This window comes from Paenibacillus sp. VCA1 (assembly GCF_031583795.1).
GTDB classification, from domain to species: Bacteria; Bacillota; Bacilli; order Paenibacillales; family Paenibacillaceae; genus Paenibacillus_AQ; species Paenibacillus_AQ albilobatus.
In genome coordinates, this window is record NZ_JAVLSX010000001.1 from 279285 (window position 1) to 300044 (window position 20760).

Here is a 20760-nt window from a genome sequence, read left to right on the forward strand (position 1 = left end):
CGTCATTTGAATCAATCCCTTTATGGACGCGGGCGTCTTCTTGCAAACGGTATGATTGAAACATACCTAATAAACCAGGAGGCAACCTATGACAACAAGTCTTTGGATTTCTACAATCGCTATTTTCGGCGTGCTTGTGATCAGTTCGTTCGGACGGAAACCGTTCAACTGGATCCGAGCGCTGCTGCCCATTGCAATTCTCGGCTACTTTGCTGCCACTTATTTGAAAGATGTGCCAACAGGCGGCAACAATGGCTTGCTGCTCGCGGCTTCGATCATACTCGGCGCCCTGATCGGGTTAGTTCTGGTCCTTCTGTCCCGTGCCGAATATGATCAAACAAACGGAAAAACCTATGTTTACACTAACCCTGCAAGTATTGCAATATTGGCCTTTGTATTTATCTTTCGCATCGTTTTAATTGAATTCGTTACGCATCATGGGAAAGAGGCCTACCGTTTCTCGATGCAGCACCACTTTGACCTAGAAGTGCTTGGACCCATTTTCATTCTTATGGCTGGTGCAATGATTATTGTTCGCGTGGCCGGCATTTTCGCCAAAGTCAATCGCAACCAGTCCAACGTGTCGAAAATGGACTCCTAAGCCAAAACGCCTCCAGAGCTATCTAACTGTTGCGAGTAATAGCTCTAGGGGCTTCCGTGTTTTGTTCCTTTGGCTGCAGCGATCTGTTTCTCGGCCTCACTTGCTGCTTAATTCCTCCATTGTCTTCTGCAGCTTGCTGAATCATGCCTATCCCTATAGGATAGTAAACAAGCTGGCGATTCCTTTTTCGACGTAATCGGGATGGTCAAGCGGCTGCTCCACCACAGGCTGCCAAATCTTCGGTGAGTCGGTGAGGGAGGACAGTTTTTTGCCGTACCAATGTTCAAGGTCGCTCCGTTTGGCCGTATACGTCCGGTCGTCGAATTTGAAGCGGATTTCGCCCAGATTGCCGATCAAGGCAAAGGCTGCGGTAGCGTTGTAAATCAGGGAACGATCAAGACGTTCCTGATTGATTTCAGCCGTTTTCGCATGATAGACGATATCCGCCGTCAGCGTATCCGGGTGCAGCTCAAACGTGCTTCGAACTTCGTTTAAGGGAAGCGAGTGCATCAAATTGGACAGGTTGCTGGCGTTTCCCATATATTTGGTTTCATATTTTGCGATGCTTTGCAGATCATGGGTCTGCGGGTTTTGCTGAGCGGCTTCGTAAGCCTGCCGGTCCCGCTCCCATTTCGGCAGGATGACGCCTTGAACCGTGCCGAACAGCAGGATGCCTGCTGCAGCTAGCAGAAGGATCGTTTTGTTTTTAGTCCACATATCCGGCACCTGCCCCGTGTTTATATTTAAGCCGGACCGAAGCGTTAAAGATCAGCGGAACGATCACCGTGACCAAAGGCCAGACGTAATTTGCCGCAAGAACGCCAAACTGGTACGGGCCCGAAATATGCAGCGGTCTGCCGAACCAAATATTGCTTCCCATATGAAGCGCGGTCGTGGACGCCGTCATAACCAGAACGAAAATTCCCCATACGATCCAAGCCAGCTTCCGGCTGCGTTCCGCCGCTGCTTGATCCCATGTCTCGTTCCGGCGGTTTTCTCCCGTAGCGGAACCGCGGACGATCAAGTAGATGATGCCCAATAGGAGCGCGATCAGCGGCAGCAGCAAACTGAGCTGACCGGCGACGCCGACGAGGCGCATCGGGATGGTGACGATCCATGCGATCAGGCAGTACAGCAGCGCCGTCTGCATCAGTTCTTCCCGATATTTTGCCGCATCGTAATGCATTTGTCCTTCGATCAAACCGTCGACGCTGACCATGCCTGCTTTGGCTGCTTTTACGGCCTCGCCGTATTCCGTTCCTTCCGCCGTCAAATCGGCGACCTTGGCTTCCAAATTGCCCAAAATCTCTTCCTTTAATTCGCGCACCTGGCGAGTCTGCTTATACCCTGCAAATAACTGCTCTACATGCTCGCGTAAAGGATTCATTCGTCTCCCTCCCCGGATCCGATCAGTTGATCGATCAACTTTTTGCCCATTTTCCATGCGTTTACGTTGTGGTGATACGTCTTTCGCCCCTGCGTCGTGATCGTGTAATATTTCCGGCGTCCACCCTGGCTTTCATCGCCCCAATAAGATGCGATATTCCCTTGGGACTCCAGCCGCTTCAGGCTGGTGTAGAGCGACGGTTCTTTAAGTTCATATTGCCCTTGGCTGTATTTAGATATGGATTTGATGATTTCGTAACCATAATTGTCGCCTTCGCATAAGACCCGAAGAATGATCGTATCGATGTTGCCGCGGATCAGATCGCTGCTGATGCTGCTTTCTCCCATTTACGTTCACCTCGTATTTGCAATGTATCACATATTACTATGTGTGACAATGTAATTTAAGATCAAATGCCGATACGCCCCAAAAAACCCCGATTTACATCTCGCTCAATTTAAGCTAAGTTGAACTGTAAATAAGTCATCTGGTGTCGAAAAATGCAAAATCTCCATATGTATGCGGGAGGAGGGTCATAGCGGTGAATATTTTAATCATCGAAGACGATGCCAGCATCCAGATGCTGCTGAAGCTGAGTCTGGAGGTGGAGGGGTATCGGCCGGCCATTGCCGGCAGCGTCGCCGAAGGCCTGGATGTTCTTGCGCAGGGGCGGACGGATCTCGTTTTGCTCGATTTGATGCTGCCGGACCGGTCGGGATTTGAATTGCTCCAGCTGCTTCAGCAGCAGTACCGCAGCATTCCCGTCATCGTGCTGACGGCCAAAAACGAAATGAATGATAAAATCCTCGGGTTCCAGCTGGGCGCCGACGATTATTTGACGAAGCCGTTCGAAACGCGCGAGCTGGTGGAGCGGATCAAAGCCGTCATGCGCCGCATGCGGGCGTCGCAGCCCCCGTCCGAGACGGTCGCGATCGGCTGCATCGAAATCGACCGGAGGGAGCGCTCCTGCCGGGTCGCGGGCAAGCCGTTGAAAACTACAAGCAAGGAGTTCGATTTCCTCTGGCTGCTGTGCACGAATCCGAAAAAGGTATTTACGCGGGAGGAACTGCTCGATCGCGTGTGGGGCTACGAATATTACGGCCATACCCGTTCCGTCGACATGATGGTGAATCGCCTCAGGGAAAAAATGAAGCCGCATGACCATCTGGTGGCAACCGTCCACGGCACGGGCTACAAGCTGGAGGTATAGCGATGGGGCTGCGGAACAAAATGTTTCTTCAACATGCCGTCACGATCGTGATGCTGCTGGCGGCGATGTATTTTGTCGTCAATTACACGCTGAACAAAAGCATGATTGAGCGCGATACGCAAACCTTGAGCCAATATTTCGCCCTGCACCGGATCGAGGCGCTCAAAATCGTCAGCGACAAAAAAATAAGCATGGACCAGCTGTTTTCGGGCGCCTATGCGCCTTTTATCGCTTCGCATCTCGCCGCCAACAGCAATTTTCAGGTGCAGCTGTTTGCGCCGGACGAGACGATCGTCGGGAGCAGCAGCGACAAGGACAATCTGCTTAAGCGGGGCGATATCGCGGCAGCGCTGCAGGGTCAAAGCGCAACGGTCATTACGGAAAAGGAAGGGATGCAGACGCTTGTGTATTCCGCTCCATTTTGGTATGAGGGCAAAATCGTGGGCGGCTTCCGTTATTTGCTCGATTTAAGCCAAAACGTCGAGACGCTGCGGCAGATGCGCATCTGGTTTATCGGAGCAGCGGCCGGCTGCCTCGTGCTCTCGCTGCTTGCAAGCTATTCCTTCGCTTCGTTCCTCATGAAACCTTTGCATGCGCTGCAACGGGCGTTAAGACGCGTTTCGGTCGGGGATTTCAGCAGCAAAATCGAGGCGAACACCCGCGACGAGGTCGGCGAGCTGGCCGCAAGCTTTAACGAAATGTCGCATGCGCTTCAGCATCATATCGAGCTGCTGCATTACGAGCAGGGGAAGCAGAAGGCTTTTTACGACAACATCACGCATGAATTCAAAACGCCGCTCACCTCGGTGATCGGATTCTCCGAACTGATCTCCAAAATGCAGCGGATGGAGGACATTCAGGAATGCAACCAGTACATCCGCAAGGAAAGCACCAAGCTGCTGAACATGGTGGAGGAGCTGTTGCAAACGTCGCTGAAGGGCGACGAAGCATGGCGCATCCGGCCGGAAAAAGCGGACCTCGGCGCCCTGATCGCGGATAGCCTCCGTATTTTGAAGCCGACGCTGGAAAAATCGATGATTTCGACGACGGTGAAGGGTTCGCATTTCGAGGTGTTCCTGGACCCGAAACGGACGCAGCAGGTGCTGTTCAACATTATCGACAACGCCATCCGGCACAGCGAATGCAAACATCTGCATATCGAGCTGAAAGAGCAGGGAGACCGCGGATTCGTCTGCATCATCGACAACGGCAAAGGGATATCCGATCAGGATCAGGAGGCGCTTTTTCTTCCACCGGAGGAAAAACGGGACCGCGTGGTTTCCAGGGACTCGCATGGGCTTGGTTTGCCGCTGTGCAAGCAGCTGATGGAGCTTCAGGGCGGGGAAATGGAGCTGAAGAGCCGTCTTGGCAAAGGAACGGAGGTGCAGCTCGCATTCAGCAAACGGATGCCCGGTATGACGCTGTTACAAAACTGATACAAAGTTTCAATTTTTCTGAGAAAAAAGGAGGTTAAAGTGAATGCCAGAGGAAAAGAAAGGGCTTTCATGGTTCCGCCTCATTCTGGTGCAAGCCGTCATCGGCTGCATCCTGATCGGCATTTGCTCCTATACCTTCCGGATTCCGCTGGACGAGGTCCGCACGCTTTCGCCCCAGCAGGATCAATCGGAGCGTTTTGCGGGCATCCCGATGCGGATCGACTTGAACTATCCGGGCCTCGGCAAGGTCGTTTTGGACGATCCGAAGGAACTGCTGTCTCTGAAGTCCGCGTTTTCGGCTTTGTTGACCGCCGGCCGCGAGGAACGCACCGTCAAGGATGCGCGCCTGCTGCTTAGCGGCAGCATCGTTTACCTGGATCAGGAGGATGTTCCGTTTCAGGTGCAGACGAGCGCGTTCCGGTTCGGGGACGTATCCGTCAATTCGCTGAATGTAAGCGCAAACATTCGCAAGCTGCAAAGCATGCTGATCGACAAGGTATTTACGCCGTCCACGATCGGCATGGCGGTCGAAAATCCGGCCAATGAAGTCTACGCCCTGAAAAACGGCGTCATGCTGCGGCTGTCCGAAGCGGACCGCACGGCACTGACGGTGCAGATCCGCACCGCCGCCCGCGTCATCGACTTCAGCCGTTTCGAGGAACTGACGAGGCAGCCGGACAGGCATTTCGTCATCTCGCTGCAGGCTTCCGGGCAGGGGAAAAAGCATTGGCTTCACATCGACCGCTTTAACAGCGCTTACATGGTGGTGTACGATTTGCTGGATGAGACGAACCAAAGAGCCTATTTCAAACTTAACGTTGCCTCAGGAACATAGTGAAGGGATGGTTTGAAGTATGGCGTCCAGAAGGAAGAGCAATAGCTCGCTTATTATCGTGATGGCGGCGATCGTCATTTTGGTCGGGGGATTTTTCTTATACAAAGCAGGGGTGTTCGGCGGCAAAAGCAAAGAGAAAATTACCGTCTACTCCATCTTCCAGGAGGAAGAAGCGCGAAAGATTTTGGATAAGTTCAAGGAAGAAACGGGCATCGATTACGACATTTTGCGACTACCGAGCGGCGAAGCGGTTTCCCGCGTGCAGAACGAAATGCTGAACCCGCAGGCGGATTTTCTGATGGGCGGACCTGCCGACTCGCATGAGGTGCTGCGAAAGGCCGGAGCGCTGGAGGCTTACGTTTCGCCGAACGCTTCCGACGTGCCGGACAACATGAAAGACAAGGACGGCTACTGGACCGGGTTCTATCTGAATCCCGTCGCGATCGGCATCAACGAGGAACGCTGGAAAGAGAAATACGGTAGCGACCCGTATCCGGAAACGTTCAAGGACCTGCTCGATCCGAAATTCAAAGGCGAAATCGGCATGTCCGACCCGGCCACCTCCGGCACGGCGTATACGGCGGTCGCATCGCTTGCGCAGGTGTGGGGAGAAGACGAAATGCTGAACTACATGCGAGATCTTCTGCCGAACCTGAAGGAAAGACCGAAATCCGGCATCGAGCCGATCCAAAAAGCAGCCAAAGGAGAGTACACGATCGGCGTTACTTTCCTGGGCGACCAGCTCAAAATCAAAAACCAGGGCAACCCGATCCACAGCATCGTTCCGGAAGCAGCCGGATATGAGGTGGGCGGCCTGTCGATCGTGAAGGGCGGACCGAATACGAAAGCCGCGAAAAAGCTGATGGACTTCATGCTCACGAACGAGCCGGGCGAGCTGTACACCCAGTCCGCGTACGCCGTCTCCGTGAAACCTTCCGTGCCTATTCCGCAGGGCGGCATCGACATCAAAACGACCAAGTACAATACGGCATACGATCTTTGGAAAGCGGCCGAGCAGCGCAAAGATCTGCAAAACGCCTTAAAAAGCTTGAGATAATCGAACAGCCGCCGGGGGCATGCACCACCTTCATGGGTGATTGCTGCCCCTTCATGGATAGACAGAAGAAAGGTGGGAGCCCTACCCCATGAAAGAGAAAAAAGGCACCCGGGAGTCGCTCAGCCGGCTCCTGAAGGATCCGTCCTCCCTGGTTTTGGTGTTGACCAGTTTTATCGTATTGATTCTGTTCGTTATTTATCCGCTGATCGTCGTCGTGTTCACCTCGGGTTTCGACAACTGGGGCACGTTTTTCAGCAAACCCCGCTACGGCCGGGCGCTGCTGAATACCGTCGTCAGTTCTACGCTGTCCGCGGTGACGGCGACGGTGATCGGCTTTATTTACGCGTATGCCATTCATTACAGCAACATCGCGGGCAAAAAGTTTTTCCGCATCATCGCGTTTATTCCGCTGCTGGCGCCGTCGGTCATGAGCGGTCTGGCGTTTCTGCTGTTGTTCGGCCGCGGGGGCATGATATCGCAATGGATGAACTCCGTATTCCATGTGGAGCTTGATTTATACGGCCTGCCGGGGCTGTGGATCGTGCAGACGATTTCCTATTTCCCGCTGGCATACATGACGATTACGGGCGTGCTCCGCTCCATTTCGCCGAATCTCGAAATTGCCGCCCAAAACCTGGGCGCGAGAGGTTTCCGGCTGTTCCGGACCATTACGTTCAAGCTGGCGCTGCCGGGCGTCATCAACGCTTTTTTGCTGGTGGCGATCAACTGCTTCGCCGACTTCGGGAACCCGAAGCTGATCGGCGGCAACTATTCGCTGCTCGCGGTCGAGATTTACGGGGAGATCATCAACAATGAGCCGGGCCTGGCTTCGGTAATGGGGATCATTCTCGTCGTTCCGGCGCTGCTCGTTTTTTGGGTCCAAAACAAAGTGCTGTCCAAGGGTTCCTATTCGACCGTGACCGGCAAGCCGGTTTCCGGGCTGAAGCGGATCACGACCTCCCGGAGCACCGACGTGCTGCTGTTTATTTTTAACGCTCTGATTTCGGTTTTCATCATTTCGATGTTCGCCATTACGGTGTTGTTTGCTTTCACGAAAAACTTCGGGCGCGACAATACGTTTACGCTGGACCATTTGATGAAGGTCGTGTTCAGCTCCTCCAGTCCGGCGGTCATGAACAGCTTGGTGCTTTCGCTCGTGAGCGCGATTTTGGCGGTGGCATTTGCGCTTGTCCTCGCTTATATCGTCGTCCGCAAGCCGTTTCCGGGCAAAAAGCTGCTCGATTTCAGCGCGGTGCTGCCGATTGCGCTTCCGGGGACGTTCGTCGGCCTGGCCCTCATCGTTACCTTCAGCAAAGGCCCGATCGTGCTGCAGGGTTCCGCCGTCCTGATCGTCATGGCGATGCTGCTGAAGCAAATGCCCGTCGGCTACCGCGGGTTGACCGCTTCCTTCAAGCAGGTGGACAAATCGATCGAGGAGGCGGCGACCAATCTCGGGGCGAACAGCCGCAAGACGCTGACAACGATCATTTTCCCGATGCTGCAAAAAACGATCGTGGCCAACTTCGTGTACGCATTCATGAAAAACATGAATACGCTCAGCACGATCATTTTTCTGATTACCCCCAAATGGGTGGTTGCGGCCGTGTCGATCTTCAACTATGCGGAGACGGGGACCTACTACTGGGCGGCGGCCGTTGCGGTCGGACTTATGGGCGCGACACTTGGCACGCTAGGCATCATCAAGCTGATTTTCCGCTCGAAGGTAAAAATATTCGATTTCTAAGCTGCATGAGCCCGCGGCAAAACTGGAAAAACAGGGAGTGGACAAAAGTGGAATCACAGGTACTGCTTGATTTGAAAGACGTCAACAAGGTATTCGGACAAAATCACGTCCTTAAGCATATCAATCTGCAAATCGAACGCGGCAAATTCATTACCTTTCTCGGCCCGAGCGGCTGCGGCAAAACGACGCTTTTGCGTTCGATCGCCGGATTTTACACCGTTGACCAGGGAGAAGTATGGATCGACGGCAAAATGGTGAACGACTTGCCCCCATACAAAAGGGGAACGCCGATGGTGTTCCAGGAATACGCCCTGTTCCCGCATATGACCGTTTTCGACAACGTCGCGTATGGGCTGGACATGCAAAAACGCCCGGAGGCGGAGGTGCAGCAGCGGGTGCAGGCGGCTTTGGCCCAGGTGAAGCTGACGGGTCTGGAGCAGCGTTATCCGCATGAAATGTCGGGCGGCCAGCAGCAGCGCGTGGCGATGGCGCGGGCGCTCGTCATGAATTCGCCGATCATCCTGCTCGACGAGCCGCTGAGCAACCTCGATGCCAAGCTGCGCGAGGAGGTTCGCGTCGAGCTGCGCAATATTCAGCTGGAGCTTGGCTTGACCGTCATTTACGTGACGCATGACCAGCTTGAGGCGTTGTCGATGTCCGATTATATCGTCGTGTTTAACAAAGGAAAAATCGATCAATACGGCACGCCGCATGAAATATACTACAAACCGCGTACCCGGTACGTCGCGGATTTTATCGGCACCACCAATTTCATCGAAGCGACGATCGAACGTCAGGAAGGGGATCAAGCCGCCGTCGTTTACGGCAAAGGGCGCCGGGCGCTTTTGAAGACGGACGAATCGTGGACTGCGAACCAAAAGGCGGTTCTCAGCATCCGGCCGGAGTCTTTGCGGCTGAATCCGCCCGAAGGGTATCCGTTTCAGATGAAAGGCAAGGTGAAATCCTCCATGTTCCTGGGCGAGAAGGAGCGGTATTTCATTTTGGATGACGAAGGCAAAGAGTGGATCATCGACGCCTACGACGTTGGGCAAACGACCTACGACGGCGAAGTTGCTTTTGGGGCGGCGGCCGACAAAATTCATATCATTCCTGACGATGGGGATCAAGCTTAACCTGTACCCCATGCAGATTCGATCCGTTTCGATCTTGACATGGATAAAAAAGGAAAACAATGTCGTTTTCCTTTTTAATATCGAATTTTTAATTTCCGGGGTCCCCGCAAAGTACCTGAATCGGCTTCGAAGCCAAAGCACCACTTTGTGGGGCTATTTCTCGTTTCAAGTTGTTTTAGGCGTAAGGGCATGAGGGGGAGTTGAGGGGATGAAAAAAGGGAGCATGTTTTTGGTTCTGGCCGCCATCATCGTATTAGCCGCGGGATGGATGTATAAGGGGTACCCTGGGAAAACCGCCAAACCGCCCCTGAAGGTGTACGTCATTTTCCAGGAGGACGAAGGGCGCATGCTGCTCGAAAAATTCAAAAAGGAAACGGGCCAAGCCTACGAAGTGATCCGGATGTCCAGCGGCGAAGCCAGCTATCATCTGCTGACGATGAACAAAACCGGGATCGACGTGGTGCTTGGCGGACCGGCCGATTTGCACGAGCAGCTGAAAAGCAGCGGCAAGCTGCTGCGGTATGCTCCGCGCATGAGCGACAAGATCCCGGACGCCTACAAAGACAAGGAAGGTTATTGGACCGGCATGTACATGGGGGCGCTCGCCATCGGCGTCAATGAACGGGTATGGAAGGAAGACCCCGAGCTAGCGCCGCTGCCCTTTCCCGAGCGTTACGAAGATTTGCTTCGTCCGGAGCTGAAGGGGAAAATCGAAATCCCGGATCCGGAGACGTCCGGTACCGGCTACACGCTTCTCGCTTCGCTCGCGCAGCAGCGGGGGACGGATGAGGCGGTTGCGCTGATGCATGCGCTGAAGTCGCAGAGCTCCTCGACCACCTTTTCGGGCATTTCTTCGGCGCAGCGTTTGGCTGTCGGAGACGTCGCGGCCGGCGTCAGCTTTTTGGGCGACCAGCTGCGTTTCGTCAGCTCCGGGTATGCAATCCATTCCGCGATTCCGCCGCAGGCGGGGTGGGAGATCGGGGCGGTATCGATCCTCAAAAGCGGGGACAACAAAGCCGCGGCGAAAAAACTCGCCGATTTCGTGCTTTCCAAAAGCGCGCAAACGGCATACATGAACGCGGCGTACTCCCTCCCGGTGATCCCTGGCATCAAGCCCAACACGCTGCTGGCCGGCGTCAAAGCCGAAGAACTGCTGACCAGCTACCGGTTTGACGTCGCAGCCATGGCCCGGTCCGAGCTGCTGGCACGATGGAAGGAGACGGGGAAAAACGCCCGGTAATGCGTTTGAACCTGCGCTGGGAGAGAGGCGTTTGGAAGGAACGGCTGCGCTTGTTCGGTATGACACGGCCCGGTCCGCGGCTAAAGTCCCGGGCGTTTCCGCTGGAGGGGGCAGGATATAACCCTTTTCCTAAGGGGGAACGGATGAAATGGGACTTTCGCTTGCCCGAAAAATAGGGACCGCTTCACTTCTGCAGGCCGAAATAACGGCTTATGATAAGAAGGGGTGTTCTGCCCTGCCGCCATCCGCAGCAGCATCATGTTGGGGCGGACGGAATAAATATCATTTAGCCATTATGAAAAGCAGGAGGTGCAGCTTATGTCGCTGCTTCGAAAACTTGTTGCCGTCATGACTGCGGTCATCATTGCCGGCGCGTCGCTGCTCGGTGCGCAGCCCGGCCAAGCATCCGCCGCTTCGGATCCGTTTCCGGACTATCACAAGGTGTTCAAGAAGGGACCGAAGATCCCGAATCTCGATACGTATTACGTGCCGCAGGGCATGACCTATTATCCGGCCAAAAACTGGATCCTCATTTCGTATTATTACCATAAGAAAAACAGCAGCGCCGTGAAGGACAGCCTGATCGCCGTCGTCGACGCAAGCACCGGGAAATTCGTCAAAAACGTATACCTGACCGACGAGAAAAAATCCGGTAACATATACCACAGCGGCCATGTGGGCGGGATGGGCGTATCCAAAACGTATCTTTGGGTCGCTTCCTCCACGGATGCCAAAGATTCGAAATACAACATGCTGCGCTACAAATTGAGCGATCTCGCAGCCGCCAAAAACAACAGCCATCTGAAGCTGAACAAAGGCTTCAAGCTGAAGGCATCCTCCTACGCGACCGTAGCGGACGGAGACTTGTACGTCGGCAAATTCGACGAGAAAAACAGCTCCTCCCTGTACCGGTACGATCTGAACGGCTCGGAAAATCCGTCGTCGAGCCCGATTGTAACCTACAAAACGCCGGCCAAGGTGCAGGGCGTTGCCGTGACGGGCAGCCATTTGATTTTCTCGACATCGTACGGCCGGAACAACCCGGGATACCTTCGCATTTACACGAAGGCGTCCTCGCCCAAGCTGAAGAAAACGATGAAAATCCCGAACATGTCCGAGGATCTGGCCATCATCAAGGGCAATTTGTACATCAACTTCGAGTCGGGCGCGAAGTATTACAGCGATTCGAGTTATATTAAAAAGACGCTGTCCTATGCAAAGCTGAGCTCGGTGATTTAAGGAGCGAGGTTATTTGCCTGGTTAGCCGGTCGTCGACCCATATTTTAGATCGATAATACTTCTAAGAGCCTTTGCCGATTTGCGGCGAAGGCTCTTTTGCAATTCCTCATTATGCCTATCGACAGATGATTTGTCAGCTTCATGATCGTTCGCCGAAGCGGTATCCAAAACCGTACACGGTTTGAATATACCGGGGGTTGGCCGCGTCGTCTTCCAGCTTTCGGCGGAGGTTTCGGATATGTGAATCCATCGTCCGCTCATATCCCGCATATTCGTCCTCCAGTGCGGCCCTTAACAATTGCAGGCGGCTAAAAACGATACCGGGACGCGCGGCAAGCGTGTACAAAATTTTGAATTCGGTCGGTGTCAATTGGATTTCTTGACCGTCTTTGAATACCTGACATTTGGCCTCGGATATGATCAGGTTGTCCCTTTCCATAAACGTTGGCCTTTCTTCGGGTCCGCGCATGCGGCGAAGCAACGCGCGGATGCGCGAAGCAAGCTCCCGCAAGCTGAACGGCTTCGTCAAATAATCGTCCGCGCCGATTTCCAGGCCGACGATTTTATCCGATTCATCCGATCGGGCCGTGACCATAATGATGCCGCAATCCGACGTTAGCCTTAATTCGCGGCATACGTCAATGCCGCTTTTTTCGGGGAGCATCCAATCCAGCACGACAAGGGCAGGCCGTTCGGCTCGGGCCATCGCGAGCGCTTCCTTGCCGGTGCGGGCGGTCAATACCCGAAACCCCTCATTCTGCAGATAGGTTTGCATCTCCTCCAGCAAGCCCGTCTCGTCTTCCACAAGCAGCAACTTCGGTTCCATCCCATCACATCTTTCCGTTTTAGTTGGCTTCCATCAACGAAAATATAACGCTTGCCGAAATTATACCGCGATTGAACGGGATCTTGAAGAAGTCCATGCAAAAAGAGGAAGATCTGCACAAGTTCTCAATAATTGTTTTGTACACTGGCTGTGGAAAGAGAGCAGCCCCGGAGAATAGAAGAACATTTAAAAAAACAAGAAACACCATCTTATTTTATCGAAAGCGAGGATTCAAAGATGAGTAACTTATCCTTAAACAGCGACAAACCTAAAGGCGGGGATCCCAAGGCGGAAATATCCAATCTCTCCCCGCTCGCAATCGGAATGCGTCTGGCCTATAAGGCAATGGTATGGTTATTTGCGATTGGGATTATGATTCAAATATTTCTTGCCGGTCTTGCGTTGTTTTGGAATTCGGCTCAATGGGCCAGTCATATCGGCTTTTCCAGGGTGCTGATCATTTTGCCGGTCCTGATCTTCGCTTTTTCTTTTATCGCCAAGCTGCCGCGTTCTCTTTGTCTGCATAGTGCTGGTTTGATTGCTCTTGTCGTTTTGATAGCGGTTTGTGCTAAATTACCGTCCGGGGTTGGATATTTATCCGCCCTGCATCCCGTCCTTGCCATCATGTTGTTTGGCCAAACCATGAACATCGCAAGGAAGGCTCAAGCCCTCACGAAAGCAAAATAGGGAGGCCGTGATCAAGCCTTCGGCATCGAATCGGGCAGTCTTCAATCGGAATGGAGGAAAAGATGTTTCCTACACTATTCGATTACATGTTGTTCTTTTTATTCCTGGTTATTTCCGGCGTATCGCTTCACTTCGTTGCAAAAGCGTGTATAAAAGGGTCGCAAAGGTTTCGAACAAAAGTCATTACCCTTTATGGGTTAACGTGCATTGTTGTCCTCTTCATTTTTGTTCAACGAATGTAAACGACGCGCGTTAAAACAAAACATCCCGATCTGGCACGGAAAAAGTAAACCCGGGGTTTGAAAATAAATAAAAAGTGCCGGGAAAGTTTTATCGGCTTTCCCGGCACTTTATTTTTGAAGCACATTGGACCTTCTGCACAGCACAGCGATCCGCTATCTTTCTATGTCGCCTCCACTAGGCTCCCATCCGCTTCAGCAGCTTCGGAAGCTTCGCCCTGCCACAGCAGCTGCATTTCGGAGCAGGTGGCCAGCAGCTCGGACAAGGTGCCCTCCGCCTCGATGCGGCCGTCCTTCATGACGATGATATGGTCGGCTTCCGCAAGCGCCGCTTTGCGGTGGGAAACGGCGATGCAGGTCGCGTCCTCTTCCTTGAAAAGCCGTTCCCACAGCTGTTTTTCCGTCTCGACGTCAAGCGCGCTCGACAAGTCGTCGAAGATCAGCAGGTCGGAATCCGTCATCATCATCCGCGCGGTGGCGGCGCGCTGGATTTGGCCGCCGGAAAGCATGACGCCGCGCGGGCCGACGAAGGTATCGAGGCCTCTTTCCAGGTCGCCGATATCCTTTTCCATGACTGCCAGCCGAACCGATTGCGCGAGGCGATCCTCGCCCCCGGGACTGCCCTGGACGATGTTTTCGCGAAGCGAATCGCTGAACAGTCGCGGTACTTGCGGCGTATAAGCCGCCCTTGGCGGAATGAGAAACTTCGGCGGGTCGACTTCCTTGCCGTTCCAAAGCACGGATCCTTCGGACTTGGGAAGCAGGCCGAGCAAAGCGCGCACCAGCGTGGATTTGCCCGAACCGATGCGGCCGGTAATGACCACGAATTTTCCGCGTTCCACTGAGAAGCTGATGTCGCGGATGCCGTTTTCCGAACCCGGATACGTGTACGATAAGCCTTTGACTTCCAGATGCTGCAGCCGTTCGTTCGGATCTTTGCGGATGGCGGGCAGCTCAGGCGGGTCTTCGTACAGATAGGTTTTGCTGAACTCCATAAGGCGCTCTTGTTCCCCGGGGCGGAAAAGGACGCTCATGCGGTCCAAAGACACTTTTAGCCGTTTATGCTGAAACACCATATACCCGAACAACGAGATGCTGAAGGCGATGTTCGACAGGTACGACGTAAACAGCGCAAAATCGCCCACGGTAAATCTTCCCGCTTTCATAGCCGATGCGCACATCAGCAGAATGATGCCCGTGCTGATGCTGAGCACATGCTGATTCAGCGAACGCATCCATTCCTTGAACAAATTATCTTTCAGCGCCGCTTGCCGGCGGGATTCGTTCAGCTGGACGAAGCGCCGGTGCACATGTTCTTCCGCCTGCCCCAGCTTCAGCGCTTGCACCGCCCCGAAGGATTCGGCGATGAAGCTCGTAATGCGTCCGGTCGCTTCCCGGTTCAATTGGCCGTAACGTCTCGCCCGGTTGCCCGAAAGATTGTTCAGCAGCGTAACCGCGAGCAGAGGCATCAGGGCGACGAGCGTAATCTGCCAGTTGATCCGGGCCATAATGACGAGGGATATGACCGCGAAAGCCAGCCTTCCCCAGAAGTCGACCCACGATTCGACGTATTCGACGACCTCATCGACGTCCTCCCGGAACCGGCTGACCGCTTCCCCCGGGGATGCCGGAAGGTTGCGGCCGGGCCAGCGCATAATGCCTTTGAGCATGTTGGTGCGCAAAATCGCCTGGATGTCGTAAATGTAGGTCACCCATTTCCAGAACGCCCAGAAAAAGACGCCTACCCGCGAAAACCTGACGAGCGCGATAAAAATGAGCGGGACGGCGAGCCATAAATAATTATGCGACTGGCTGGTCGCCCGGTCGAAAAACCACTGCATGCCGAGGCCGATCAATATCGGGATGGAGTGGAACAATCCCCAGAGCAGCCCGTTGACGATAAAAAGCGAGATGTTATAGGTAAACAAACGTTGGATAAAACGGGTTACGGTCATGCCAAATCCTCCTCTCGGCCCGTAATCAGGAGCTGAGCGTAATGGGAGGCGGGGTCTTTGGCGAGCTTCTCCCTTTCGCCGAATTCAAGAATGCGCCCATCCCCCAGCACCATAATATGATCTACCTGCTCCAGCGTGGAGAGCCGATGCGCGATGACGATGCCCGTGCAGTGCGTCATGAGCTGGTCCACCGCGGTTTGCAGCATCGCCTCGGTCGCCGCGTCGAGGCGCGAGGACGGCTCATCCAGAATGACGAGGCTCGGCTGGGTCAGGAATACCCGCGTCAGCGCGAACAGCTGCGCTTCTCCGGCCGACAAGGATGAACCGCCGGCTTTCAGATGCGTGTCGAGCCCTTCCGGCTGCGAATCGATCCACTGCTTGAGCCCGAGGCGTTCCGTCGTCTCCAGGATGTAGCTGTCCGAAATGCTGCCGTCAAACAGCGTCAGGTTGTCGCGGAGCGAGCCGTCAAACAGCTGGACGTCCTGCGTTACCATTCCCACGCGGCGGTACAGCGCCGAAAGGCTCAGTTCACGGATATCCACGCCCCCGACCCGGATGGCGCCGCTGCCGATGTTGTACAGACGCAGAAGCACGCGGCTGAGGCTTGACTTGCCGCTGCCTGTGCGGCCGATGATGCCGAGGCGTTCGCCGGGACGAACCGTAAACGTAATGTCGTGCAGGACCGGCTTATCCGGGGTGTAGCTGAAATGGACATGCTCGAATTCCAATCCAAGCGGGCCTTCAGGCAGCGCCGTTCGGGTTCCTTCCGCGATTTCGCTGCGGCTTCCCAGCAGCTCCTGGGAGCGCATGATGCCGGATTTGGCCTTCTGAAATTCCTGCACCTGATCGCCAAGCTGCTCGATCGGATCATTCAGCATCTGGGTGTACTGGTAAATAAGAAAAAGCGTGCCGAGCGATATTTTTTCGTTCAAATAATAATGGACGCCAAGCAGCAGGACGGCGGTCACGGCGACGGCAAACAGAACCACCGTCGTGTTCCAGGGAACGACGCGCAGCATCCACGCTTTTCGCCCTTTCAGAAAGACGTTTCGCATCGCGCGGTAAAACCGGTTCATGACATAAGGCACGTTGCCGTTCGCCTGCACGTCTTCGATTCCCGCGATTCTTTCCTCGATAAAACCGAACAGCGCCGCGCTCGCTCCGCGTTCGTCCTTGGACGATTTGACGCCCATGTCGCGGATGAACACCATGGCGCCGATGGAAGCGAACGTGAAGAGCGTCATGACCGCCGCGATCGGCCAATTGATCGTAAACATAAAGCCGAGAATGCCGGCAAGCAGCACGAAGCTGCCGATGACCTTGATGATAAACATGGAAAAAAAGTTCGACATGTGAGTGACGTCTCCGTCGATGCGCTCGATCATCTCTCCCGGCGTTTTCACGTTGTGAAAACGCATGTCGAGCCGAAGGCAATGCTTCAGCAAATCGCCGCGCAGCAGGTTGGTCGAACGCCAGGATACGTCATTGCCCAAATAGCTCACAGCCACCGTCAAGAGCTGATTCAGGGCGGCCAGGATGAGGTACGTGCCGGCCAGCGTCAGCAGGCTTGAAACGACGCCGCTCCCCGCCGCCGTATCGATGAAGCGCTGCACGATCTGCGGATTGACCAGCTGCACGCCGGTCGAAGCGAGCAAGAGCAGGAGCAGGATCCCAAGCCGCCCTGAAACCGGGCGCAGATACCGGAGCAGCCATGCCATGGATTGCTGTTTAGGTTGCAACATATGAAAAACCCCCAATTCCAAAAGAAGAAACCGTATGTATTTGAGCTTATCGATGCCTGAAGCGGCTAACGACCAGACGCAAATAATATCCATCATACAATAATTTGGAAGCGATTCAAGATAAAGTTTGATTAAAATGAAATCTTTCCCGCACCCCCGTTTCCTTAATGAGAGGACGCCAAAATTCCGGTTCGTATTGAATTCAACCTCAGTTCATATTGAGTTCATGAAACGGGGTTATTCTTAATATCGTTCGCAAGGCCGTTGCCTGCGATGATGGCGCGGCGCCCGGCCGTAGACGGCGTCAGCTTCGAGACCACGGTATGCACATCGCATGGGCTGTTCCTGATTACACCGCTGTTCTGCCTTGTCGGCGGGTTGCTGGGTATTTTCTTCATCGGGTTTGTCCATGACAGTAAGACGGCGGCGGATATTGGCTCCATGCTGCTCGTGATGCCGCAAATGTTCCTGTCCGGCGCCATGATTCCGATTTCGTATTCCTCGTATTTGCATTGTGGGGACTTTGATGTTTACGAAATCCGAGCGGAATCGTTAAAATGCAGGTAGATGAAATGCAGCAAATGAACGTTCTGATATATAGAAAGGAGTGGAGGCTGCAATGGCCCATATTCTCGTTGTCGATGACGATCCCCATATCCGGGAGCTGGTGAGTCATCTGCTCAAAAAAGAAGGCTTTACGGTGACGGAAGCTGCGAACGGGCTTGAGGCGCTCAGAGCGATGGAGTCGTTTAGGGCCGATCTGGTCATCCTCGACATCATGATGCCCGGCATGGACGGCTGGGAGCTGTGCCGGGAGCTGGACAAGGATTACGACATTCCGCTCCTCATGCTTACCGCCAAAGGAGAAACATCGCAGAAGGTGAAAGGTTTTGAGCTTGGGACGGACGACTATCTCGTCAAACCGTTTGATCCGCTGGAGCTCATCGTCCGGGTCAAAGCGCTGCTGAAGCGGTACCGGATCTCGGCTTCCCAGGAAATTCAGTTCGGCGATTTACGGCTGAACCGGAAAACGTATGAATGTTATCTTGGACCGGTTGCCCTCACCTTGCCATTGAAGGAATTTGAGCTGTTGTTCCTGCTCGGCAGCTACCCGGGCAAAACGTTTTCCCGCGACCAAATTATCGAGCATATTTGGGGGTATGATTACGAAGGCGACGAACGTACCGTCGACGTGCATATCAAACGGCTGCGGGAACGGTTTGCGGAACAGCAGGACCAATTTTACATCCGCACGATCCGGGGGCTCGGGTATCGGCTGGAGGTGCCTTCATGAGCAGCCGGGATCGGAGGCAGGGGCGGCGTGAGCTGCTGGAGCGGGATCGCGAGCAGAACAAGGCCTGGCGGCGGATGAAGCGGCAGGAAATCGCGGCGGCACGGCTCGAAAAGGCGGAAAAGAAACGGAAGGCGCGCCAGGAGCGGTGGTGGCAGATGGACGGTAAAAAGGATGACCCTGCTTTCAGCTTTTGGCTTCGCGTCAGAATCGTATTTTTTATGCTGCTCATTTTGTGTTCACTTGTCATATGCTGGATTGCAGCATACTATATTTCCCATTCCTTAAGATGGAACATGAAGCCGCTCGTCGGGCAGCTCGTGAACTCGGTGCTCGGATTTGTTATTTTCGGCATGATCATTTCGATTGTTTCCAGGTTCGGAAAGGGGAGGCAGAAGGAGTATTGGCGGATGATCATCGATGCGCTGAAACGGATATCGAAAGGGGATTTTAAAGTCAGCCTGCCTGTGCATGGCAGGGATGACGACCCCTGGAGAGAAGTCGTCCAGAGCATTAACAACATGGCCTCCGATCTGGACAAAATGGAGCATATGCGTCAGGAATTCATTTCGAACGTGTCCCATGAAATTCAGTCCCCGCTCACGTCGATCGGCGGCTTTGCGAGAGTCCTCCGCGAAGAGAATTTAAGCTCGAACCAGCGGGACCATTATTTAAACATCATCGAACAGGAGAGCGAGCGATTGTCGCGTTTGTCCGAAAACATGCTTAAACTTGCGTCGCTTGATTCGGATAAACATCCGTTCCATGCGGCTCCCCTAAGGCTGGACAAACAGCTTCAGACGCTCATTCTCGCCTGCGAACCGCAGTGGCAGGGGAAAAACCTGGAGATGTCGGTGGATCTGAAGCCGGTTACCATCGAAGCGGATGAGGATCTGCTGAGTCAGGTATGGGTAAACCTGCTCCACAACGCGGTCAAATTTACGGCGGAAGGCGGTTCGATTCAGGTATCGCTTGAAGCGGATGAACGCGGGGCGACCGTGTCCATCGAGGACACCGGCATCGGCATTTCCGAGGAGGACCAGGCGCATGTTTTCGAAAGGTTCTTCAAAGCGGACAAATCCAGAACCCGCTCCGGCGGCGGCAGCGGGCTCGGCTTGTCCATCATCCAAAAAATCGTGCAGATGCACGGCGGCAGCGTGTCGGTAAGAAGCGCGCTGGGCGAAGGGACGTGCATGACCGTGAGCCTTCCTTTGGCAGCGGCCCGTACTGCGGGGCAAAAGCCTGCGCCCGAGCCCGGGAAGTCCCCGTCTTAGCTAGAAACTACTTTTGACTTTCCCTTGACGCTCTCCGTGCAGCACGGTTTCCAAAAAAACGGCCGATGTAGGTGATCTACAGCAGCCGTTTTTGTCGTTTTAAGGCAGATGGATGGATTTGATATGGTCGCAATGAAGGAAGACGGTTTTCCCGCCGGCTTCGATCAGTTCGACGATCCGGTTGTCCACCTTTTTCAGCAGGCCCGCCTTTAACGGAGATTCTCCCAAATCAAAGATGACGAGCTCGTTTTGAAATTTCTCCAACTGCTGGTCTAATGTACGGGAGAGAGGCATGGCCGGCTGTTGGAGCTGGAAAGGATGCTGATTGAGATAGAATGGGGTCATGCTTGGCGGCAGCGGGCAGATATATTTTACATGCTGAAGCGAAATATAGATCGAATGGTAAAGGGGCGAATAAAAGATAAAGTAATCGTTCATGATGCTGGTCACATAACCGTATACGGGATGGGAGCCTCCCAAGCCGATTTCCGTAAAGATGCCTCTGGAATTCATCAGCATTTTCCGATAGGAAATATGCTGATGGTCAACGAGCGGTTCCCGGTCTGCGGGCGTGAAATCCTCGCCGTCGTCGGACAGCTTCATATGCTGCAAATGGTGGACCGGTGCGTATACATATCGGGTGTCCGAAAAAACGACGATGATATCGCTGCCAAGATCGATGAGTTCGCCCGTAATGGGAACTTTGCATCCGGATAGTTTGAGTTCGACATTTTTGCCGAGGAGAGAACGGATAGACTCCATAGTCTACCTCCTTTCAAGCGCAATCAAGGGGCAATGAAGCAAACGGACAAGCTGTATCCCGGCTTATCGCCAGGATCAGAATCGATACAGCCTGCATATACT

20 protein-coding genes are annotated in these 20760 nt (G+C 54.0%); 13 read left to right on the forward strand and 7 right to left on the reverse strand.

The features are described from left to right. Positions 1-88 precede the first annotated feature (88 nt). Entirely contained in the window at positions 89-601 is a 513-nt protein-coding gene (locus RJP21_RS01175) for a CcdC protein domain-containing protein (RefSeq protein ID WP_310857740.1), read from the forward strand. Positions 602-754: 153 nt separating this feature from the next. On the opposite strand, the gene RJP21_RS01180 is transcribed toward RJP21_RS01175, so the two are convergent. From RJP21_RS01180 to RJP21_RS01190, 3 genes are read right to left on the reverse strand one after another with little or no spacing between them, the layout of a single operon-like run. Continuing rightward, complete coding sequence (locus RJP21_RS01180) at positions 755-1318, reverse strand: DUF4825 domain-containing protein (RefSeq protein ID WP_310857741.1); 564 nt, start codon at positions 1316-1318, stop codon at positions 755-757. Beyond that, positions 1308-1988 (reverse strand): permease prefix domain 1-containing protein, encoded by a 681-nt coding sequence (locus tag RJP21_RS01185; RefSeq protein ID WP_310857742.1) that lies wholly within the window; start codon positions 1986-1988, stop codon positions 1308-1310. Before RJP21_RS01185 ends, RJP21_RS01180 begins: the two co-directional genes overlap by 11 nt. Continuing rightward, positions 1985-2335 carry a PadR family transcriptional regulator gene (locus tag RJP21_RS01190; RefSeq protein ID WP_310857743.1) on the reverse strand — a complete coding sequence of 117 codons (351 nt, stop codon included), beginning with the start codon at positions 2333-2335 and terminating at the stop codon, positions 1985-1987. Before RJP21_RS01190 ends, RJP21_RS01185 begins: the two co-directional genes overlap by 4 nt. Positions 2336-2529: 194 nt before the next feature. Between RJP21_RS01190 and RJP21_RS01195 the strand changes: the two genes are divergently transcribed. The 8 genes from RJP21_RS01195 to RJP21_RS01230 all read left to right on the forward strand — a co-directional run bounded on the left by RJP21_RS01195 (position 2530) and on the right by RJP21_RS01230 (position 11882). After that, positions 2530-3198: a response regulator transcription factor gene (locus tag RJP21_RS01195; protein WP_160039386.1), complete on the forward strand. Its 669-nt coding sequence runs from the start codon at positions 2530-2532 to the stop codon at positions 3196-3198. Between the two features lie 2 nt (positions 3199-3200). Then, positions 3201-4634, forward strand: a complete 1434-nt coding sequence (locus RJP21_RS01200; RefSeq protein ID WP_310857744.1) for a HAMP domain-containing sensor histidine kinase — start codon at positions 3201-3203, stop codon at positions 4632-4634. Between the two features lie 43 nt (positions 4635-4677). Continuing rightward, the gene (locus tag RJP21_RS01205) at positions 4678-5469 is read left to right on the forward strand and encodes a DUF3919 family protein (RefSeq protein ID WP_310857745.1); all 792 of its coding nucleotides are present in this window, start codon (positions 4678-4680) and stop codon (positions 5467-5469) included. 19 nt (positions 5470-5488) lie between these two features. Then, positions 5489-6526: an ABC transporter substrate-binding protein gene (locus tag RJP21_RS01210; RefSeq protein ID WP_160039380.1), complete on the forward strand. Its 1038-nt coding sequence runs from the start codon at positions 5489-5491 to the stop codon at positions 6524-6526. Positions 6527-6614: 88 nt separating this feature from the next. Beyond that, positions 6615-8270: an ABC transporter permease gene (locus tag RJP21_RS01215; RefSeq protein ID WP_310857746.1), complete on the forward strand. Its 1656-nt coding sequence runs from the start codon at positions 6615-6617 to the stop codon at positions 8268-8270. A gap of 47 nt (positions 8271-8317) precedes the next feature. Then, positions 8318-9403 (forward strand): ABC transporter ATP-binding protein, encoded by a 1086-nt coding sequence (locus RJP21_RS01220; RefSeq protein WP_310857747.1) that lies wholly within the window; start codon positions 8318-8320, stop codon positions 9401-9403. A 208-nt stretch (positions 9404-9611) separates the two neighbouring features. Next, entirely contained in the window at positions 9612-10643 is a 1032-nt protein-coding gene (locus tag RJP21_RS01225) for an extracellular solute-binding protein (protein ID WP_310857748.1), read from the forward strand. A 318-nt stretch (positions 10644-10961) separates the two neighbouring features. After that, complete coding sequence (locus tag RJP21_RS01230) at positions 10962-11882, forward strand: hypothetical protein (RefSeq protein WP_310857749.1); 921 nt, start codon at positions 10962-10964, stop codon at positions 11880-11882. A gap of 139 nt (positions 11883-12021) precedes the next feature. Here RJP21_RS01230 and RJP21_RS01235 read toward each other — a convergent pair whose 3' ends face one another. Beyond that, entirely contained in the window at positions 12022-12708 is a 687-nt protein-coding gene (locus RJP21_RS01235; RefSeq protein ID WP_310857750.1) for a response regulator transcription factor, read from the reverse strand. Between the two features lie 237 nt (positions 12709-12945). Here RJP21_RS01235 and RJP21_RS01240 point away from each other — a divergent pair, with 237 nt between their 5' ends. Continuing rightward, on the forward strand, positions 12946-13395 hold the full coding sequence (locus RJP21_RS01240; RefSeq protein WP_310857751.1) for a DUF6220 domain-containing protein: 450 nt from the start codon (positions 12946-12948) through the stop codon (positions 13393-13395). A 403-nt stretch (positions 13396-13798) separates the two neighbouring features. On the opposite strand, the gene RJP21_RS01245 is transcribed toward RJP21_RS01240, so the two are convergent. Next, complete coding sequence (locus RJP21_RS01245) at positions 13799-15589, reverse strand: ABC transporter ATP-binding protein (RefSeq protein ID WP_310857752.1); 1791 nt, start codon at positions 15587-15589, stop codon at positions 13799-13801. After that, on the reverse strand, positions 15586-17331 hold the full coding sequence (locus RJP21_RS01250) for an ABC transporter ATP-binding protein (protein WP_310857753.1): 1746 nt from the start codon (positions 17329-17331) through the stop codon (positions 15586-15588). Before RJP21_RS01250 ends, RJP21_RS01245 begins: the two co-directional genes overlap by 4 nt. Before the next feature lie 273 nt (positions 17332-17604). On the opposite strand from RJP21_RS01250, the gene RJP21_RS01255 reads away from it, so the two are divergent. From RJP21_RS01255 to RJP21_RS01265, 3 genes are read left to right on the forward strand one after another with little or no spacing between them, the layout of a single operon-like run. Continuing rightward, positions 17605-17898: a hypothetical protein gene (locus tag RJP21_RS01255; protein ID WP_310857754.1), complete on the forward strand. Its 294-nt coding sequence runs from the start codon at positions 17605-17607 to the stop codon at positions 17896-17898. Between the two features lie 52 nt (positions 17899-17950). Further along, a complete protein-coding gene (locus RJP21_RS01260) occupies positions 17951-18625 on the forward strand; it encodes a response regulator transcription factor (RefSeq protein WP_310857755.1) in 675 nt (224 codons plus the stop codon). Further along, positions 18622-19896: a sensor histidine kinase gene (locus tag RJP21_RS01265; RefSeq protein WP_397386157.1), complete on the forward strand. Its 1275-nt coding sequence runs from the start codon at positions 18622-18624 to the stop codon at positions 19894-19896. The genes RJP21_RS01260 and RJP21_RS01265 overlap by 4 nt, the downstream gene beginning before the upstream one ends. Positions 19897-19995: 99 nt before the next feature. On the opposite strand, the gene RJP21_RS01270 is transcribed toward RJP21_RS01265, so the two are convergent. After that, positions 19996-20658, reverse strand: coding sequence for a DUF2642 domain-containing protein (locus RJP21_RS01270; protein ID WP_160039360.1), 663 nt, complete (start codon positions 20656-20658; stop codon positions 19996-19998). Between the last annotated feature and the right edge of the window lie 102 nt (positions 20659-20760).

Bases quoted from the DNA above. Each gene is read 5' to 3' on its own strand.
- RJP21_RS01270 (WP_160039360.1), bottom strand. From the start codon at position 20,658: ATGGAGTCTATCCGTTCTCTCCTCGGCAAAAATGTCGAACTCAAACTA.
- RJP21_RS01215 (WP_310857746.1), top strand. From the start codon at position 6,615: ATGAAAGAGAAAAAAGGCACCCGGGAGTCGCTCAGCCGGCTCCTGAAG.
- RJP21_RS01255 (WP_310857754.1), top strand. From the start codon at position 17,605: ATGATGGCGCGGCGCCCGGCCGTAGACGGCGTCAGCTTCGAGACCACG.
- RJP21_RS01180 (WP_310857741.1), bottom strand. From the start codon at position 1,318: ATGTGGACTAAAAACAAAACGATCCTTCTGCTAGCTGCAGCAGGCATC.
- RJP21_RS01225 (WP_310857748.1), top strand. From the start codon at position 9,612: ATGAAAAAAGGGAGCATGTTTTTGGTTCTGGCCGCCATCATCGTATTA.
- RJP21_RS01210 (WP_160039380.1), top strand. From the start codon at position 5,489: ATGGCGTCCAGAAGGAAGAGCAATAGCTCGCTTATTATCGTGATGGCG.
- RJP21_RS01200 (WP_310857744.1), top strand. From the start codon at position 3,201: ATGGGGCTGCGGAACAAAATGTTTCTTCAACATGCCGTCACGATCGTG.
- RJP21_RS01245 (WP_310857752.1), bottom strand. From the start codon at position 15,589: ATGACCGTAACCCGTTTTATCCAACGTTTGTTTACCTATAACATCTCG.
- RJP21_RS01205 (WP_310857745.1), top strand. From the start codon at position 4,678: ATGCCAGAGGAAAAGAAAGGGCTTTCATGGTTCCGCCTCATTCTGGTG.
- RJP21_RS01250 (WP_310857753.1), bottom strand. From the start codon at position 17,331: ATGTTGCAACCTAAACAGCAATCCATGGCATGGCTGCTCCGGTATCTG.
- RJP21_RS01230 (WP_310857749.1), top strand. From the start codon at position 10,962: ATGTCGCTGCTTCGAAAACTTGTTGCCGTCATGACTGCGGTCATCATT.
- RJP21_RS01175 (WP_310857740.1), top strand. From the start codon at position 89: ATGACAACAAGTCTTTGGATTTCTACAATCGCTATTTTCGGCGTGCTT.
- RJP21_RS01265 (WP_397386157.1), top strand. From the start codon at position 18,622: ATGAGCAGCCGGGATCGGAGGCAGGGGCGGCGTGAGCTGCTGGAGCGG.
- RJP21_RS01240 (WP_310857751.1), top strand. From the start codon at position 12,946: ATGAGTAACTTATCCTTAAACAGCGACAAACCTAAAGGCGGGGATCCC.
- RJP21_RS01185 (WP_310857742.1), bottom strand. From the start codon at position 1,988: ATGAATCCTTTACGCGAGCATGTAGAGCAGTTATTTGCAGGGTATAAG.
- RJP21_RS01260 (WP_310857755.1), top strand. From the start codon at position 17,951: ATGGCCCATATTCTCGTTGTCGATGACGATCCCCATATCCGGGAGCTG.
- RJP21_RS01235 (WP_310857750.1), bottom strand. From the start codon at position 12,708: ATGGAACCGAAGTTGCTGCTTGTGGAAGACGAGACGGGCTTGCTGGAG.
- RJP21_RS01190 (WP_310857743.1), bottom strand. From the start codon at position 2,335: ATGGGAGAAAGCAGCATCAGCAGCGATCTGATCCGCGGCAACATCGAT.